This is a genomic window from Novosphingobium arvoryzae (assembly GCF_014652615.1).
Lineage (GTDB): Bacteria > Pseudomonadota > Alphaproteobacteria > Sphingomonadales > Sphingomonadaceae > Novosphingobium > Novosphingobium arvoryzae.
In genome coordinates this window covers 225,769-241,504 of record NZ_BMZD01000001.1, presented here as the reverse complement: position 1 = coordinate 241,504, position 15,736 = coordinate 225,769, and the positions used below count along the sequence as shown (strand labels likewise).

Here is a 15,736-nt window from a genome sequence, read left to right as displayed (position 1 = left end):
TCGCCCGTCCTTCATGGCGCGTAGGAATTGCAGCCCCAGCGCTGCCAGTTGCGCACGCGCGGGCAGCGGCTGACCCTGGTGATCCACAGGTCGAACACGCGCGGTTCGCGCAGGCACGCCAAGTAACCAATGCCATGGATCAGAGCGGCAGCGGGCAGGGCCAGGAAGCTCTTGGTGATCAGGAACAGCTCGGTCGTGACCGCGGCGTTGATGATGAAAAAGCTGTAGGTCACGCCCGCGAACATCTGCGGCCGGGTCAGCGCCCGGTGGACCGGAAACCGCGCGAGTTCCATCGCGCGTCAGCCCGCCATCGCGGCGGACTGGATGCCCGAAACGATCGCACCCGCGCCGAACAGGATGAACGTGCCGATGATCACCGTCGCGCCAAAGCGCCAGTTCATCCGGCCCGTCAGCATCATGAAGCCCACGGCAGCGACCGCCATGACCGCGACAGCCGTGGCGACATTGCCCAGCAGCGTCCCTTGCAGCCAGCCGAGCGCGGCGACGATCGGGCCAGACCCGGCAGGGTTGGCAGCCTGCGCGAACGCGGTTTGCGGCATAGCGGCCAGAACGGCGGCGGAAAACAGGGTGCGCAGCGAACGCATGACAATCATCTCCGGACAGGTTGGGACAGCCGCGCCATGATCGCGGCGACATATTCACGGGTTTCACGAATGGCGGGAATCCCCCCGGCGGCCTCAACCCGGCCCGGCCCGGCGTTATAGGCGGCCAGCGCCTTTTCGACGTCGCCGCCGAACGCATCGAGCTGCATCCGCAGATAGCGCGCGCCGCCTTCCAGGTTGGCGCTGGGGTTGTGAGGATTGACGCCCAGGTCGCGCGCCGTCCCCGGCATCAACTGGGCCAGGCCGCGCGCGCCAACCGGCGAAACCGCCCCGGTGCGCCACCGGCTCTCCTGCCAGACCACCGCTTCCAGCAGGGCCGGGCTGATGTCGTACTTGGCAGCCAGCTCCGCCACGCGCCCACGCCAGTCCTGCGGACCGGCCCCGGCATCGACTTCGGTGAGCGAGGCTTGCGCGGCGGCCGGGCCATCAATCGGCGCGGCGGACTCGGCATACGTGACGGGCGCGGGCACGCGGGGACCACCCGCCACCCAGCTGGCACCATCGCCGCCGATCTCCAGCACATCGGCGCGGGCGGCGGCCGGGGCAGCGGCCCACACGGCGACCATTCCGGCCAACAGTACTCGAATCGGCGAATTGTGCAGCATTACGCCCTCCTTGCGGGCGCAATGCGCTTTTTACATGACAGCTCTGTGACGATCTATCGTCATGACGACAAGAACGCCACCCAAAGGATAAACTATAGTATCCGTGCGCGTGCGGACGCGAGGCGCGCTCGGAGAGCGATTGTCACCGAACCGCCAGCGTCTTGCCTTCCTGCAGTTGGCTCATCGCCAGGCGAGCGGCGCGGCGGGAGTCCATCCAGCGGCCATCGGCCAGTTGCAACTCGTAGCGTTCCGGGCTGGCGATCGCGGCGGTCAGGACCGTGCGGGCATCGGCCAGGTCACCCATCCGGGCATGAGCGGCGCCGAGGTTGATCAGCGCGGCGGGATCGTTCGCATCAACCTTGCGATTCGCCTGAATCCGCTCGATCGCGGCTTGCGGTTGACCGGCGGCGAGTTCGCTGTAGCCAACATCCGCCCGCTCACCGCGCGCTTCGACCAGCACGGCCGGGGCAGCGGACTGGGCCGCCAGCAGGGCGGCGAGGATAAGGGTCTGGGCCATGACATCTCTCCGTTTTTCTGGATTCGTTGAGATCAGGCTATGCCCGACCCGCAGTGCGCGCAAAAAATTTCGGCGATTGTCATAAAACCGCAACAATGCGGATTTCGTCAGATCCGCCGGTTTGGCCGGTTGATTCGAATTACAACAGTATGACACGGCGTGTCACACTACAGTCGCATATCCATTCAAATAACGGTCAAGAAACCGCAAACAAACTGTCACCCCGGTTCCCTAGTTGGCGAGTCGCGACGGCACACTCGCCCGCGTCGCTCGAATTACCCAAGGGGACCTATCGTGAAGAACATCCAAGGCTTGTTCCTGGTCGGCTGCAGCGCCCTGGCGCTCGCTGGTTGCGGTCCGAGCGACATCGCTTCGCCCGGCACCGGCGGCAACGTCATCATCACCCCGGCACCGACGCCGACCGCCACGCCCACCCCGACGCCGACCGGCGGCACCGTGACGCCCGCGTCCGGCTGCCCGACCATCGCCGACCCGCAGGGCCTGACCGATGCCGGCACGATCACCGGCCCGACCGGCACCTGGCGCGTGTGCAGCCTGCCCGCGCGGATCAACCGTTCGATCACGCTGACCAAGGTTCCGGGCCTGCTCTACCAGCTGCCGGGCCGCGTCGATGTGGGCACCGATGGCGGGCCGACCGCTTCGTCGGCTGACAGCAACGTCACCCTGACCATCGAACCGGGCGTAATCGTCTATGGCGGCACCGGCGTTTCCTGGCTGCACGTCAACCGCGGCAACAAGATCAGCGCCGTCGGCACCGCCACCGCGCCGATCGTGTTCACCAGCCGCGACAACGTGCTGGGCCTCAACACCGACAGTTCGTCGGGCCAGTGGGGCGGCGTGGTGCTTTCGGGCCGCGCGCCGATCACCGACTGCTCGGCCTCGGGCGCAACGCCGGGCACCACCGCCTGCGAACGCCAGACCGAAGGTGCGACCGACCCCGCGATCTATGGCGGCGCGACCGCAAACGACAATTCGGGCCGGATGAGCTACGTCCAGATCCGCTATTCGGGCTATGTCCTGTCGGGCAACAGCGAGCTGCAATCGCTGACGCTGCAGGGCGTCGGTTCAGGCACCGTGCTGGATCACATCCAGAGCGTGAACAGCTCTGACGACGCGATCGAAGTGTTCGGCGGCCGGGTCAACATGAAGCGCCTGGTGCTGGTTGGCGCGGAAGACGACTATCTGGATACCGACACCGGCGTAAAGGCCAACTTCCAGTACGTCATCGGCGTGCAGCGCCAGGGCATCGGCAACGGCATGATCGAGGCCGATTCGGACAACGCGCTGGACGGGCAGACCCCGCGCCAGAACGTGAACCTGGCCAACTTCACCTTCATCCACCGCAACAACACCGGCGATACCAGCGCCGCGATGCTGCTGCGCGGCGGCACCGACTACACGATGGTCAACGGCGTGGTCTCCGCGCCGAACTATCCGTGCCTGCGCGTCAGCCGCACCCAGACCGCCTCGGTCACGCAGGATGCGGCCATCGACGAATTCGGTGCGCCGCGCTTCCGCTCGGTCGCGATGCAGTGCGGGACGACCAAGTACGTCGGCTCCAGCCTGACCGCCGATCAGGTGGCCGCACTGTTCGGTTCGGGCAGCAACAACAACAACGATGCCTTCACGCCGACGCTGGCCAGCGTGTTCATCAACGGGGCGAATGAAAGCGCGGTTGCCGCCTTCGATGCCGCCACGCTGAACGGGGTGACCTTCAACGGCATCACGCTGACCCCGGCCGGGTTCTTCACCACCACCAACTACATCGGCGCGGTCAAGGACGCCGCCGACACCTGGTATCAGGGCTGGACCTGCAACAGCACCGCCGCCTCCTTCGGCAGCGGCAACACCGGCCTGTGCACTTCGCTGCCGACCAACTGATCGGCCGCCTGCAACCGTGACGGGGGGGCGGCCGACACCCGGCTGCCCCCTTTCGCACACCCGATTTCAAGACCCACACTCCTTGGGGGAAATTCACGATGAACACGCCGCGGCTTGCAGCCCTGCTGCTGCTTTCGACCGCCCTGGCCACGCCCGCGCTGGCCCAGACGCAAGACCGGCCCGATCCGCCGGTCGACGAGGCCGCGCCGGCCGCGGATGCCGCCCCGGCCGAGGAAGCGCCGGCAGAGGAACAGGTCGACATCTCGCTGCCCGGCGAAATCGTGGTGACCGGCGCGCGCGACCGCAATGTCACCCGTTCGGCCGATCAGGTCGTCTCGGTGCTGTCCTCCACCGAAATCGCCCGTACCGGCGAAGGCAACATCGCGGGTGCGCTCGGCCGCGTTACCGGCCTCAGCGTGGTCGGCAGCGGGTTCGTCTATGTGCGCGGCCTGGGTGATCGCTATTCGCTGGCGTTGCTCAACGGCTCGCCGCTCCCCAGCCCCGAACCGCTGCGCCGCGTGGTGCCGCTGGACATTTTCCCGACCAACGTCGTTGCCTCGTCGCTGGTCCAGAAAAGCTATTCCGCCAACTTCCCCGGTGAATTCGGCGGCGGCGTGATCAACCTGACGACCACTGCCGTGCCGAAGGAAAGCTTCCTCACCATCAGCACCGGGATCAGCGGCGACACCGAAACCACCGGCCATTTCGGCTATACCTATTTCGGCGCCAAGAGCGACTGGACCGGCTTCGACAACGGCAGCCGCAACGCCCCGCCCGCGCTCGCCGCGTTCTTTGGCAGCGGGCTGACCATCGATGATCCGTCGGTGAACCGCCAGGAGATTGCCGGGCAGATGGTGCGCTTCAGCCGCGCCACCCTGCAGAAGATGGACCAGGTGCCGGTCAACTATTCTGCCTCGCTCAGCGGCGGCACCGCGATCGAGCTGAGCGGCGACGCCGTGCTGGGGATCGTCGCCACCGCGGGCTTCAGCAACAAGTGGACCACGCGCGATTCGATCCAGCAGCGCGCCTCCACCCAGGACCTGTCGGAGCTGGAATCGGATTACCGCCGCGTCGTGACCGACAACCGCATGGTCAGCAACGCCCTGCTGGGGCTGGGGCTGGAACTGGGGCGGCACAAGTTTCGCCTGACCAACCTGTACATCCGCGATACCATCAAGCAGGGCCGACTGGCCGCCGGGACCGATATCCAGACCGGTTTTTCACGGATGAACCAGGATACCGCATGGTTCGAACGCCAGCTGATCGACAGCCAGTTCGTCGGCGAGCTGCGCTTTGGTGACCTCAACATCGACCTGCGCGGCACTTATGCCAATTCGCAGCGCGAGGCCCCGTATGAAACCTCGATCGGCTATGTCCGCACCAACGCGGCGAACGACCTGTTCGGGCAATATTACATCAACCGCCTGAACAACGGCCAGCAGGGCTATGCTGCCGTCTCGTTCTCGGACCTCAACGAAGACCTGTGGTATGGCGGAATCGACGTCAGCTATCTGCTGACGCCGCGCCTCACCGCCAGCGTGGGCTATGCCTTTACCGGTACGCAGCGGTCATCCAGCCGCCGCGAATTCCAGTTCATCGCCCCGTCGGACTTCAACCTCAGCAACGAAAGCGTCGGCGTCGCGATGCTGCGCCCGGACCTGCTGCTGGCCCCCGGCATCATCGATTATTACAACATCAACCTGGTCGAAACGACGCAGAGCGACCCTGCCTTTGCCGCCGCGCTGCGCATCCACGGTGCCTACGGCAAGCTCAACTACGAGCCGATCGACGGGCTGAGCATCGATCTGGGCGTACGCTTCGAAAAGGCGCGCCAGTCGGTCAGCCCGGTGCAGGTGTTCAATGTGCCGTCCAACTCGGGCGCATCGACCTTGCTCAACAACGATCACTGGCTGCCGTCGGCCACGGTGACGTGGGAAGTCGCTCCGAAAATGCAGGTGCGCGCCAACGCATCGCAGACCATCGCGCGGCCCCAGTTCCGCGAAATGATGTTCCAGCAGTATTACGATCCGGAATCCGACCGCCTCTATCGCGGTAACCCGCTGCTCAGCGACAGCAAGCTGACCAACGCCGAAGCCCGGTTCGAATGGTACTTCGCCCCCGAGCAGCGCTTCTCGCTGGCGGGCTTCTACAAGCAGATCGACAAGCCGATCGAAGCCTATACCAGCTTCACCGGCAACGCGCTGGAAACCAGCTATGCCAACGCCCCGCGCGCGACGCTGTACGGCGCCGAAGTGGAGCTGACCAAGTACCTCGACCTGTCGGAAATGGGCGGCCCGCTCACCACCCGGCGGCTGGTGGCGGTGGCCAACTATACGTACACCAAGTCCAAGCTGGGCGTCAGCGCGAACGATACCGTGCCGGTCTATCTGGGCCGCATCTCGATCCAGCCGGCCACCAACTATTTCGTCGATGGCACGCCGATGACCGGCCAGTCGGACCATATCGCCAACCTGCAGCTGGGGTTCGAGGATACCGACAGCCTGTCGCAGCAGACTTTCCTGCTGTCCTATTCCAGCACCCGCGTGGTCAGCCGGGGCGGCGGCGGGATGCCCGACATCATCGAACGGCCCGGCCTGCGGCTGGACTTTGTCGCGCGCCAAGGCGTGACGCTGGGCGGGCAGGAGATCGACCTGAAGTTCGAGGCCCGCAACATCACCGGCCGCAGTCACGAGGAATTCCAGCAGGCGGGCGGGAACCGGGTGGAAATCAACACCTACAAGGTCGGCCGCAGCTTCTCGCTCTCGGCCTCGCTGAAATTCTGAACTCCCTGCGCGAGAGGCTGCTTTGCGGCGGCCTCCCGGCAACTCAACTCGGCGGCCCGTTCCCTCTGGGAGCGGGCCGTTTTTTGCGCATGCGGGCGTTCGGGAAAAGTCCGCTCAGGCGGGGTCGAGCACGTAGCCGAGCGAGCGCACCGTGCGCAATTCGTGCGCCACGCCCTGCGTCACCAGCGCGCGGCGCAGGCGGCCGATCCAGACGTCGACCGTGCGCTCATCAATCGGCGCGTCGTGCTTGCCCAGCGCCTGAATCAGCTGCTGGCGGGTGAATACCCGGCCGGGATGCTCGACCAGAAATCGCAGCAGCCGGAATTCGTTGGGCATCAGGCGGATCGGCTGGCCCTGCCAGCGGGCCTGGAACGCGGTCAGTTCAATGGTCAGTTCGCCCAGGCTGATCGACTGGCGGCGCGGCAATTCGCCAAGGCTGCCCAGGCTGGACAGCGCGCGGTCCAGCAGCGACCGGCGGGTGGGCGTGCCGATCAGGTAATCATCCGCACCGGCCCGCAGCGCCCGGCGGCGCGCATCTAGATCGTCCTCGCCCAGCACCATCGTGATCCGCGCTTTCGCGGTCAACGGATCGCAGCGCAGCTGGCGGCACATTTCCAGCCCGGAAATTCTGGGCAGCACCCAGTCGACGAAAATCCACACCGCGCCTTCCAGCAGCGGCAGATCGCTGGTCCGGCCCAACAGGTGGAACGCGACAGTCAACTGATCGTGCACATAGGGCGCCAGACCATCGTCCGGTTCGCGCGTCAGGATGATGTCGATGTGCTGCATGGGCCCCGTCCGATTGATCCGCTGCCTGTGCCAAGCCCATGTGTCGTCTGCGTGACGGTTTGGTGTCAGCGCGGATGCGAACCCGCGCTTGCGCACTGCGGCTCAGCCCCGCAAAGAGAATGCGGCGGCCAAATGTCTGCCCGAACAGGAGTCTCTGGATGTCCCTTCGCGACCGGCCTGCGTCCGTCGCAGCCAGCGCCCCGCGGGCGATCATCGACATCGGATCCAACACGGTCCGGCTGGTGATCTATGGCGGACCGCCGCGCGCCCCCGTGGTGCTGCACAACGAAAAGGTAACCGCCCGGCTGGGGCGCGGGCTGGCGGAAACCGGGCTGATTGCGGACAAGGCCGCGGCCCAGGCACTGGCCGCGCTAGCCCGCTATGCCGCACTGCTGCGGATCCAGGGGATCAAGTCGGTCGATGCGGTGGCGACAGCGGCGGTGCGCGATGCCGCCAACGGACCGGAACTGATGGAGCGCATTCGCGCGCTGGGGCTCAAGCCGCGCCTGCTGAGCGGCGAGGAAGAAGCGCTGGCCAGCGCCCACGGGGTACAGGCCGCATTCCCCGGCGCGCACGGCGTCGTGGCAGATCTGGGCGGGGGCAGTCTGGAGCTGGTTCATGTCGATCCCACAGGCTGCGAACACGGGGCGAGCATGCCGCTGGGCACCCTGCGCCTGCCCGCACTGCGCAGCAGCGGACCGGCCGCGTTTCGCGCTGCCGTGCGCAGGCACTTGTCGGCGGCGGGTTGGGCGGGCAGCCAGCAGCAGCCGCTCTATCTGGTCGGCGGATCATGGCGCGCGCTGGCGCGGGTCGCGATGCAGCGCGATCGCTGGCCGCTGGACGATCCGCACGGTTACGAGCTGACCGCCCAATCCGCCGCCGCGCTGGTCAAGGCGCTGAGGGCGAACAAGCCCGGCAAGGGGCCGGCCGGAGCCGGGGCACTGGCCGGAGTGCCCGCCGGGCGGCTTGCCGCGATGCCCGATGCCGCCGCCCTGCTCGAAGTCCTGCTGCAGGAACTGGCCCCGACACGGGTGGTCTTCTCGTCATGGGGGCTGCGCGAAGGCGTCCTGCTGGCCGGGCTGGAACGAACCGCCCTGCAGGAACCGCCGTTGCTCGCCGGGATCGCGGACTTCGCCGCCGCGCGCGGCACCCCGCCCCCGCTGGCCCGCCAGGTCGCGGACTGGACTGCCCCCGCCGCGGGCGAACCCGCCGACGAGCCCTTGCGCATCGCCGCGACCATGCTCGCGTTGGCCAGCTTTCGCGCCGAGCCCAACCGCCGCGTGACCGAGGCGCTGGACTGGGCGCTGCACAAGCGCTGGATCGGCGCATCGGCGCAGGACCGCGCCATGCTTGCCGCGACCGCACTGGCCAATGCCGGAAAGACCGATCTGCCGCCCGTCCTGCTCCAGCTGGCAACGCCGGAACGGCTGCGTCAGGCCGTCGGCTGGGGGCTGGCGATCCGCCTGTGCCGCAAGTTCAGCCTGTGCGCCGTCGAGGTGCTGGAAAAGTCCGAACTGGTCCGTTCAGCGCAGGGTCTGCACCTTTCAGTCACCCCTGATCTGGCCCCGCTCGTGACCGAAAGCGTGAACAAGCATCGCCGCAATCTGGCGCAATGGCTGAGCCTGCCCTGTCCCTGAGCTGCCCGCCGCGCCGCAAAGCGCTCAGCCGGCGCTGCTTGCCCCTAGTTCCCGTGCCGCCGCCGCCGCTATGGTTTCGGCCCGGTCGGCGGCGACTCCCAGTCCGGTCAGTCCCAGCACCAGCATGCCTGACAACACCGCCGCAGCCTCATCCCGCCCCAGCTTTCGCTCGACGATATGAGTAATCAGCATCTGGCACAGCGCCAGCCAGAACAGCACGCCATTCTCGCGCGCCGCCGGCCGCAGCAAGCCATTGGCCAGTGCGGCTTCGACATCGGCCACCAGCCCGCGATTCAGGGGATGTGCCCGCGCCGTGGACGATCCCTGGCCCCGCATCAGCACGGCGCTGCGCCGGCGCTGTTCGAGCGCGAACTGGGCAGCAATCTGCATGCCCCCGGCAATCCGCTCCAGCGGGTCGCTGACGGCCGCGTTGCGGGCCGTGACCAGCGCCTCGACCTCCATTCTCACTTCCGCTGAAATGGCGGCTGCAAAATCCTGCTTGTCAGCAAAGTGATTGAAAAAGCTTCCTTTCGCCACCCCGGCACGGGCCACCACATCATCGATCGGGATTGCATCGATCGGACGGTCCGCCAGCAGGTCGAACCCCGCCGCAATCAAGGCTGCGCGGGTGCGCGCGGCGCGCGGAGACAGGCTGGACTGATCGGCGATGGACATGGAGATCGCATACTTGACCATTCAGTCAAAAACAAGCAAGGTGACTAAATAGTCATAATCGAATCGGGAGAGCCGCCATGCCGGTCATCAGGATCGAAGACATCGCCCACGTGCGCTTTGCCGCGCCCGATCTGCCAGCCATGCGGGCGTTTCTGGCGGATTTCGGACTGTCCTGCTTCGAGGCTGGCGGGCGTCTTTATGCCAAGGGGACGGACGGACGGCCGTTTCTGCACGTTACCGAACCGGGTGAAGCCCGGTTTCTGGCGCTTGGGCTACGCGCTGCCAGCATCGCAGATCTGGAAGCCCTTGCGGCCCACGAGGGCGTGGACGTGGAGGGCATGGCGGAACCGGGCGGCGGGCAGATGGTGCGCCTGACCGATCCCGACGGCTACCGCGTTGAAGTCGTGGCCGGACAGGAAACGGCCACACCAGAACCGAAGGTGGCCGATGCACCGCGCAACACCGTTGCTGCCAAGCCGCGCCAGAGCGCGACCGTCCGCCTTGAGGCCGCTCCCGCCCATGTTCACCGGATCGGGCATGCCGTGCTGAAGGTCCGCGACTTCAGGAACTCGGAGGCGTGGTACAAGGAGCGGTTCGGACTGCTCACTTCGGATGAAGTCGAGGCGGCCAAGGACGTGCCGCTGGGCGCATTCATGCGTTGCGACCTGGGTGATCGACCGGCCGACCATCACACGCTGTTCCTGGCGCAATTGCCGGGTGAACTGGGCCTGCTCCACGCCGCATTCGAAGTGGCCAACCTTGACGACCTGATGCTGGGCCACCAGCACCTGAAAGCCGCCGGGCGGCAGTCCGCGTGGGGAGTGGGGCGGCACATCATGGGCAGCCAGGTGTTCGATTACTGGAGGGACCCGTTCGGCAACGAGCTGGAACACTGGACCGATGGCGACCTGTTCACGGCCGCAGACCCGCCCCAGAAGCTGCCGATGAGCGCTTTGCTGGCAGTCCAGTGGGGCAGTCCGCATCCCATGTTCGCTGGCAGGCTGGCCCCGCCGCCCGGCCTGATCTCGTTTGCAACCGCGCTGATCCTGCGCATCAAGCGGCTGCTGCGCCGCAATCCGAAAGGTCAAACCGCATGAAACTCGCCACGTATACCGCCAACGGCCAGACCCGCACCGGGATCGTCGTCGGCGACAGCATCATCGACACCGGCCTGAACGGCACCATGATCGACCTGATCGCCAACTGGGAGGCGGTGAAGGACGATCTGGCGGCCAAGGCGGCGACTGACAGCGGCGTGCCGCTTGCTTCGGTCAAGCTGGAAGCGCCGGTTCCGCGGCCGGGCAAGATCTGGGCGATCGGACTCAACTATGCCGATCACATCGCGGAATCGAAGATGGGCACGCCCGAGCGCCAGGTCTGGTTCACCAAGGCCCAGACATCGGTCAATGGTCCCTACGATCCCATCCTGATCGCGCGGGGAACGGCAACGCCGGATTATGAAGTCGAACTGGTCGCGATCGTCGGCAAGGGCGGCAAGCACATTGCCGCCGCCGACGCTCCCGCAGCGATCTTCGGGTATTGCGTGGGCAACGACGTGACCGAGCGGATGTGGCAGCATGCCGGGCCGCAGTGGTCGCTGGGCAAGAGCTTTGACACGCATGCGCCGATGGGGCCGTGGATCGTCACGGCGGACGAAGTGGGCGATCCCCATGCGCTGGGCATCCGCTGCTTCGTCAACGGCGAGAAGCGGCAGGAATCGAACACCGCGCACCTGGTCTTCAATATCTGGCAGCAGGTTGAGCATCTCTCCACCGGGATGACACTGGAGCCGGGCGACGTGCTGTTCACTGGCACTCCGGGCGGCGTCGGTGCGGCGATGGACCCGCGCCAGTTCCTGCAACCCGGCGATGTCGTGCGCTGCGAGATCGACGGGCTGGGCCACATCGAAGGCGTAATGGCGGCAGAAGCCTGAAGCCTCGCCCCGGAATGGAGGGACAGATGCCCGAATTCGATTGCGACGTCCTGATTGTGGGCGGCGGCCCGACTGGCGTGACGCTGGCGCTGATCGCCGCGCGGCACGGGGCCAGCGTGATCGTGTGCGAGCGCGAGGCGGAGATCTATCCGCTGCCGCGCGCCGCGCATGTCGATCATGAAGTGATGCGCATCTTTCAGTCGGTTGGCGCGGCCGACGCCATCGCGGCAACCAGCCGGACAACGATGCATTACGACTTCCTGACCGCCAGCGGAGAAATCCTGCTGCGCTTCGAAGGGTCGGATCGGGTCGGGCCAGGCGGCTGGCCATCGGCCAACATGATCCACCAGCCATCGGTCGAGCGCGTGCTGCGCGGCGAGCTGGAGCGAACCCCGCAGGCCGAACTGCGCAGCGAATGGCGCTTTACCGCGCTGCACCAGGAAGCCGGCGGCGTAAGCGCGACGTTCGAGACGCCAAACGGCCAACGCACCCTGCGCTCCCGCTGGCTGGTCGGCGCGGACGGAACGCGCAGCCCGGTCCGGGCGGCGGCCGGCATTGAACTCGATGACCTGCAGTTCGACGAACCCTGGCTGGTGATCGATACCATCGTGCACGATTTCGACCGCCTGCCGCCGGTCAACCTGCAGATCTGCGATCCGGCGCGCCCCACCACCTGCGTGCTGATGGGCGAAGGCCGGCACCGCTGGGAATTCATGATGCTGCCGGGCGAAACGGCCGAACAGATCATGGACGACGCCTTTGTTGCGGCCTTGCTCAAGCCGTGGAATGTCGATGGTGCCGTGTCGCTGGAACGCAAGGCCGTCTATCGCTTCAACGCCCGTGTGGCGAAGGATTGGCGCAAGGGGCAGGTGCTGCTGGCGGGCGATGCCGCGCACCAGACGCCGCCCTTCGCCGGTCAGGGAATGTGCGCGGGGATTCGCGACGCCGCCAACCTTGGCTGGAAACTGGGCATGATTGCCCGGGGTGCGGCGGACGATGCGCTGCTGGACAGCTATCAGGTTGAACGCGAACCGCACGTGCGGGCCACGATCGCGCTCGCCGTGATGATGGGGCAGACGGTGTGCATCACCGATCCCGTTGCGGCCGAAGCGCGCAACCAGCAAATGCTGGCGGCCCGCGCCGCGGGACAATCACCCGATGGGGCCGTGGAATTCCCGCCCCTCGCCACCGGATGCATGCTCGGCGGCACCGCCGGCGCGGGCAGTTATTTTCCGCAGTTCATGGCGGCCGAGGGCGAGCGGATCGACGATGCCCTGGGCGAACAGGCCTGGCTGATCGGGACGATCACGCCGGGGATCGCCGCCCCGGCCGGCGTATCCCTCGTCAGCCTGGACGCAGCGCCGCTCGCACCGTGGCGCAAGGCCGCTGCCCAATGGTTGACCGAGCGCGGCGCCGAAGCGGTGCTGGTGCGGCCCGATCGCTATGTTTTCGGAACGGGCGACGCCGCCAGCCTGCTGTCGGCATGGGCGCAGCGATGACCTGACAGCGCTGGTGCGGACGGTGGGACTCGAACCCACACGATCAAGGATCAAGGGATTTTAAGTCCCCTGCGTCTACCATTCCGCCACGTCCGCACGGCGCAGGGCCTGCCTGTGGCAGATTGGTTGCGGCATTGTCCAGCCGCCATTCGGGGCTGCATCTGCCATCACCGGGGATGGATGGGTCGGTCCGGAACGATCAATCGGCGTTAAGCCGGGCGCGCATTTCCTTGCCCGGTTTGAAGTAGGGCACTTTCTTGCCCGGAACATCGACACTGTCGCCCGTGCGCGGATTGCGCCCCTTGCGCGCATCGCGCTCACGAGTGGAAAATGCGCCGAAACCGCGCAATTCCACGCGTCCTCCGCGCGCCAGGCGCTCGGCGATTTCGTCGAAGAAGACGTTGACCACCTTCTCGATCTCTTCTGCCCGCAGTTCCGGGTTTTCCCGCGCGAGCAACTGCAGCAATTCGGACCTGATCATTATCACGCCTTTCCGCGGGCTGCGGATGCAACCCGGCCCCGATTGGAAAAAAGCGCGGCACAGCTTTCGACCCGGTACAAGCGGCACTGCACGATCCGGTAGTGCCAAAACCGGCAAGTCGGCGCAACGAATAAAGTTAACCGAGATAAGCCCGAATTAACCTTCTTGCAGAAGGTCCGTCAGCACGATGCCGAGCCGGTCCATCCGCTGGCGGATTGCGGGCCATTCGACCGCCAGAAACGCATCCCGTTCCGACCGTCGCAGCCGCTCCGCCGCCCCCCGCGCGACGAACATGCCGACCCCGCGCTGGACTTCGACCAGGCCATCAAGCTGGAACTGCTGATAGGCCTTGGCCACCGTCAGCGGGTTGGCCCCCTGTTCGGCCGCGAAGGCCCGCACCGAAGGCAGCATCGCGCCTTCGGGATAAGTCCCGTCGATGATCGACGCAGCGATCTTGTCGCGCAGTTTCAAATAGACGGGCTTGCTGGAATCAGGCATGGTGCATCAGTGCCATAATACAGCGTATCACGCAAGCAGAACCGCGCTGGCGGGAACCGTGCATGCCGATCTTTGCGGCCGGAATCATCCTGTTTCACAACCGCGCAATATTCTGCTTCAATCCCTCGCAAACCCCGCTAATCTCCCCCCACTTCGGCGCGCCGCCTCGCGATGCGCGCCGCATCAATGATTACGGGGGTTTGAATGAAAGACATGGCGCTGTGGAACGAGGGGGACTGGATCGCGGCCATCGCGGTCGTCGTTCTCGGCATCTTCCTGGCAATCGGCAGCAAGATCGCGATCCAGAAGGAACCGGAATTCGCAGGCCACCCCAAGGGCCTCTACATGCTGTTCTTCGCGGAAATGTGGGAACGCTTTTCCTATTACGGCATGCGCGCGCTGCTGATCTTCTACCTCACCAAGCACTGGCTGTTCAGCGATGGTAAGGCGAACCTGATCTATGGCGCCTACACCAGCCTGGTCTATATCACCCCGGTGCTGGGCGGCTATCTGGCTGACCGCTATCTGGGGCAGCGCAAGGCCGTGCTGTTCGGCGGCTTGCTGCTGGCGGTCGGCCACAGCCTGATGGCGGTTGAAGGCGTCCACGGACTAACCGATCCGCTGCTGAAGCAGGCTGACCCGGCCATCAACGTGTTCTGGGCGGCGCTGGCGTTCATCATCGTCGGCTCGGGCTTTCTCAAGGCCAACATTTCGGTGATGGTGGGCCAGCTCTACAAGCTGACCGACGTGCGCCGCGACGGGGCCTACACCGTGTTCTACATGGGCATCAACGTCGGGGCGGCGATCGGCACGATCCTGGTCGGCTACCTCGGCGAGACGATTGGCTGGGGCTATGGCTTTGGCCTGGCCGGCATCGGGATGCTGCTTGGCCTGGTGGTGTTCGTGCTGGGCAAGGGCGCGCTGAACGGGGCGGGCGAGGCACCGGCCCCGCTGACCAAGTCGCGCGAGATGACACTCTATGGCATCGGCGTGGCGGCGGTCGCGGTTTGCTGGGCACTGGTTCAGTACCAGTCGGTGATCCAGAGCCTGCTGGTCGTCTCGGGCGTCGGCCTGCTCGGCTACGTGCTCTACGAAACCTTCAAGCTGCCCAAGGAGCCGCGCGAACGGATGTTCGCGGTGCTGTTCCTGATCAGCCTCAACCCGCTGTTCTGGGGCCTGTTCGAACAGGCCGGCGGCTCGATGAGCCTGTTTACCGACCGCTACGTCGATCGCGGCGCGACCCCGGCGTCGCTGTTCCAGTCGATCAACCCGATCTACATCATCATTCTGGCCCCGTTGTTCGCGGGCCTCTGGCAGTGGCTGGGCAAGCGCGGGATGGAACCGTCGGCACCGGCCAAGTTCGGCCTGGCGCTGGCGCAGATGGGCCTTGCCAACCTGGTGCTGGTGTGGGGCGCGCAGGCCTTCGGCATTGCCGCGATGACGCCGGTGCTGTTCGTGTTCCTGTATTACCTGCTGGCCACCACGGGCGAGCTGTGCCTGTCCCCGGTCGGCCTTTCGGCCATGAACCGCCTGGCACCCAGCTATCTCGCCTCGCTGATCATGGGGGCGTGGTTCTACATGACGGCGGTCGGCAACTTCGTCGCGGGCAAGATCGGTGAAGCCACCGGCGGCCACGGCGGGGAAATGAGCAAGGAAAAGCTGCTGGAAATCTATGAAATGTTCGGCTGGATCTCGATCGGCGCGGCTGTCGCGGTCCTGCTGATTTCGCCGGTCGTGAAGCGCTGGATGCACCTCGACACGCTGGAAGACCGGCCGGAACCGAAGGCGGAGTAA

The 15,736-nt window shown here is 66.1% G+C and carries 15 protein-coding genes and 1 tRNA gene; 7 read left to right on the top strand and 9 right to left on the bottom strand.

Going from position 1 to position 15,736, the window contains the following annotated elements; translation table 11 throughout:
• Positions 1-11: 11 nt before the first annotated feature.
• The 4 genes from IE113_RS01215 to IE113_RS01200 form a co-directional block, all read right to left on the bottom strand.
• Entirely contained in the window at positions 12-293 is a 282-nt protein-coding gene (locus IE113_RS01215) for a VirB3 family type IV secretion system protein (RefSeq protein WP_189538600.1), read from the bottom strand.
• A 6-nt stretch (positions 294-299) separates the two neighbouring features.
• Positions 300-605, bottom strand: coding sequence for a TrbC/VirB2 family protein (locus IE113_RS01210; RefSeq protein ID WP_268248085.1), 306 nt, complete (start codon positions 603-605; stop codon positions 300-302).
• Positions 606-610: 5 nt separating this feature from the next.
• On the bottom strand, positions 611-1,228 hold the full coding sequence (locus IE113_RS01205; protein WP_373297831.1) for a lytic transglycosylase domain-containing protein: 618 nt from the start codon (positions 1,226-1,228) through the stop codon (positions 611-613).
• A 142-nt stretch (positions 1,229-1,370) separates the two neighbouring features.
• On the bottom strand, positions 1,371-1,745 hold the full coding sequence (locus IE113_RS01200) for a tetratricopeptide repeat protein (protein WP_189538598.1): 375 nt from the start codon (positions 1,743-1,745) through the stop codon (positions 1,371-1,373).
• A 294-nt stretch (positions 1,746-2,039) separates the two neighbouring features.
• On the opposite strand from IE113_RS01200, the gene IE113_RS01195 reads away from it, so the two are divergent.
• Both IE113_RS01195 and IE113_RS01190 read left to right on the top strand, forming a co-directional pair.
• A complete protein-coding gene (locus IE113_RS01195) occupies positions 2,040-3,647 on the top strand; it encodes a beta-helix domain-containing protein (RefSeq protein ID WP_189538597.1) in 1,608 nt (535 codons plus the stop codon).
• A gap of 98 nt (positions 3,648-3,745) precedes the next feature.
• Positions 3,746-6,430 (top strand): TonB-dependent receptor domain-containing protein, encoded by a 2,685-nt coding sequence (locus tag IE113_RS01190; protein WP_189538596.1) that lies wholly within the window; start codon positions 3,746-3,748, stop codon positions 6,428-6,430.
• A gap of 114 nt (positions 6,431-6,544) precedes the next feature.
• Here the strand turns inward: IE113_RS01190 and IE113_RS01185 are convergent, their stop codons facing one another.
• The gene (locus IE113_RS01185) at positions 6,545-7,219 is read right to left on the bottom strand and encodes a winged helix-turn-helix transcriptional regulator (RefSeq protein ID WP_189538595.1); all 675 of its coding nucleotides are present in this window, start codon (positions 7,217-7,219) and stop codon (positions 6,545-6,547) included.
• A gap of 158 nt (positions 7,220-7,377) precedes the next feature.
• Between IE113_RS01185 and IE113_RS01180 the strand changes: the two genes are divergently transcribed.
• Positions 7,378-8,856 carry a Ppx/GppA phosphatase family protein gene (locus IE113_RS01180; protein WP_189538594.1) on the top strand — a complete coding sequence of 493 codons (1,479 nt, stop codon included), beginning with the start codon at positions 7,378-7,380 and terminating at the stop codon, positions 8,854-8,856.
• Between the two features lie 24 nt (positions 8,857-8,880).
• On the opposite strand, the gene IE113_RS01175 is transcribed toward IE113_RS01180, so the two are convergent.
• On the bottom strand, positions 8,881-9,531 hold the full coding sequence (locus IE113_RS01175) for a TetR/AcrR family transcriptional regulator (RefSeq protein ID WP_189538593.1): 651 nt from the start codon (positions 9,529-9,531) through the stop codon (positions 8,881-8,883).
• Positions 9,532-9,608: 77 nt separating this feature from the next.
• On the opposite strand from IE113_RS01175, the gene IE113_RS01170 reads away from it, so the two are divergent.
• The 3 genes from IE113_RS01170 to mhpA are packed head-to-tail and all read left to right on the top strand — an operon-like array spanning position 9,609 to position 12,963.
• Positions 9,609-10,628: a VOC family protein gene (locus IE113_RS01170; protein ID WP_189538592.1), complete on the top strand. Its 1,020-nt coding sequence runs from the start codon at positions 9,609-9,611 to the stop codon at positions 10,626-10,628.
• The gene (locus IE113_RS01165) at positions 10,625-11,464 is read left to right on the top strand and encodes a fumarylacetoacetate hydrolase family protein (RefSeq protein WP_189538591.1); all 840 of its coding nucleotides are present in this window, start codon (positions 10,625-10,627) and stop codon (positions 11,462-11,464) included. Before IE113_RS01170 ends, IE113_RS01165 begins: the two co-directional genes overlap by 4 nt.
• Before the next feature lie 26 nt (positions 11,465-11,490).
• A complete protein-coding gene (gene mhpA, locus IE113_RS01160; RefSeq protein ID WP_189538590.1) occupies positions 11,491-12,963 on the top strand; it encodes a bifunctional 3-(3-hydroxy-phenyl)propionate/3-hydroxycinnamic acid hydroxylase MhpA in 1,473 nt (490 codons plus the stop codon).
• A gap of 11 nt (positions 12,964-12,974) precedes the next feature.
• Here mhpA and IE113_RS01155 read toward each other — a convergent pair.
• The 3 genes from IE113_RS01155 to IE113_RS01145 all read right to left on the bottom strand — a co-directional run bounded on the left by IE113_RS01155 (position 12,975) and on the right by IE113_RS01145 (position 13,942).
• Positions 12,975-13,059, bottom strand: a tRNA-Leu gene (locus IE113_RS01155).
• Positions 13,060-13,162: 103 nt separating this feature from the next.
• Positions 13,163-13,444, bottom strand: a complete 282-nt coding sequence (locus IE113_RS01150; protein ID WP_189538951.1) for an integration host factor subunit beta — start codon at positions 13,442-13,444, stop codon at positions 13,163-13,165.
• Positions 13,445-13,600: 156 nt separating this feature from the next.
• Positions 13,601-13,942 (bottom strand): GntR family transcriptional regulator, encoded by a 342-nt coding sequence (locus tag IE113_RS01145; protein ID WP_189538589.1) that lies wholly within the window; start codon positions 13,940-13,942, stop codon positions 13,601-13,603.
• A gap of 204 nt (positions 13,943-14,146) precedes the next feature.
• Between IE113_RS01145 and IE113_RS01140 the strand changes: the two genes are divergently transcribed.
• Positions 14,147-15,736, top strand: coding sequence for a peptide MFS transporter (locus IE113_RS01140; protein WP_189538588.1), 1,590 nt, complete (start codon positions 14,147-14,149; stop codon positions 15,734-15,736).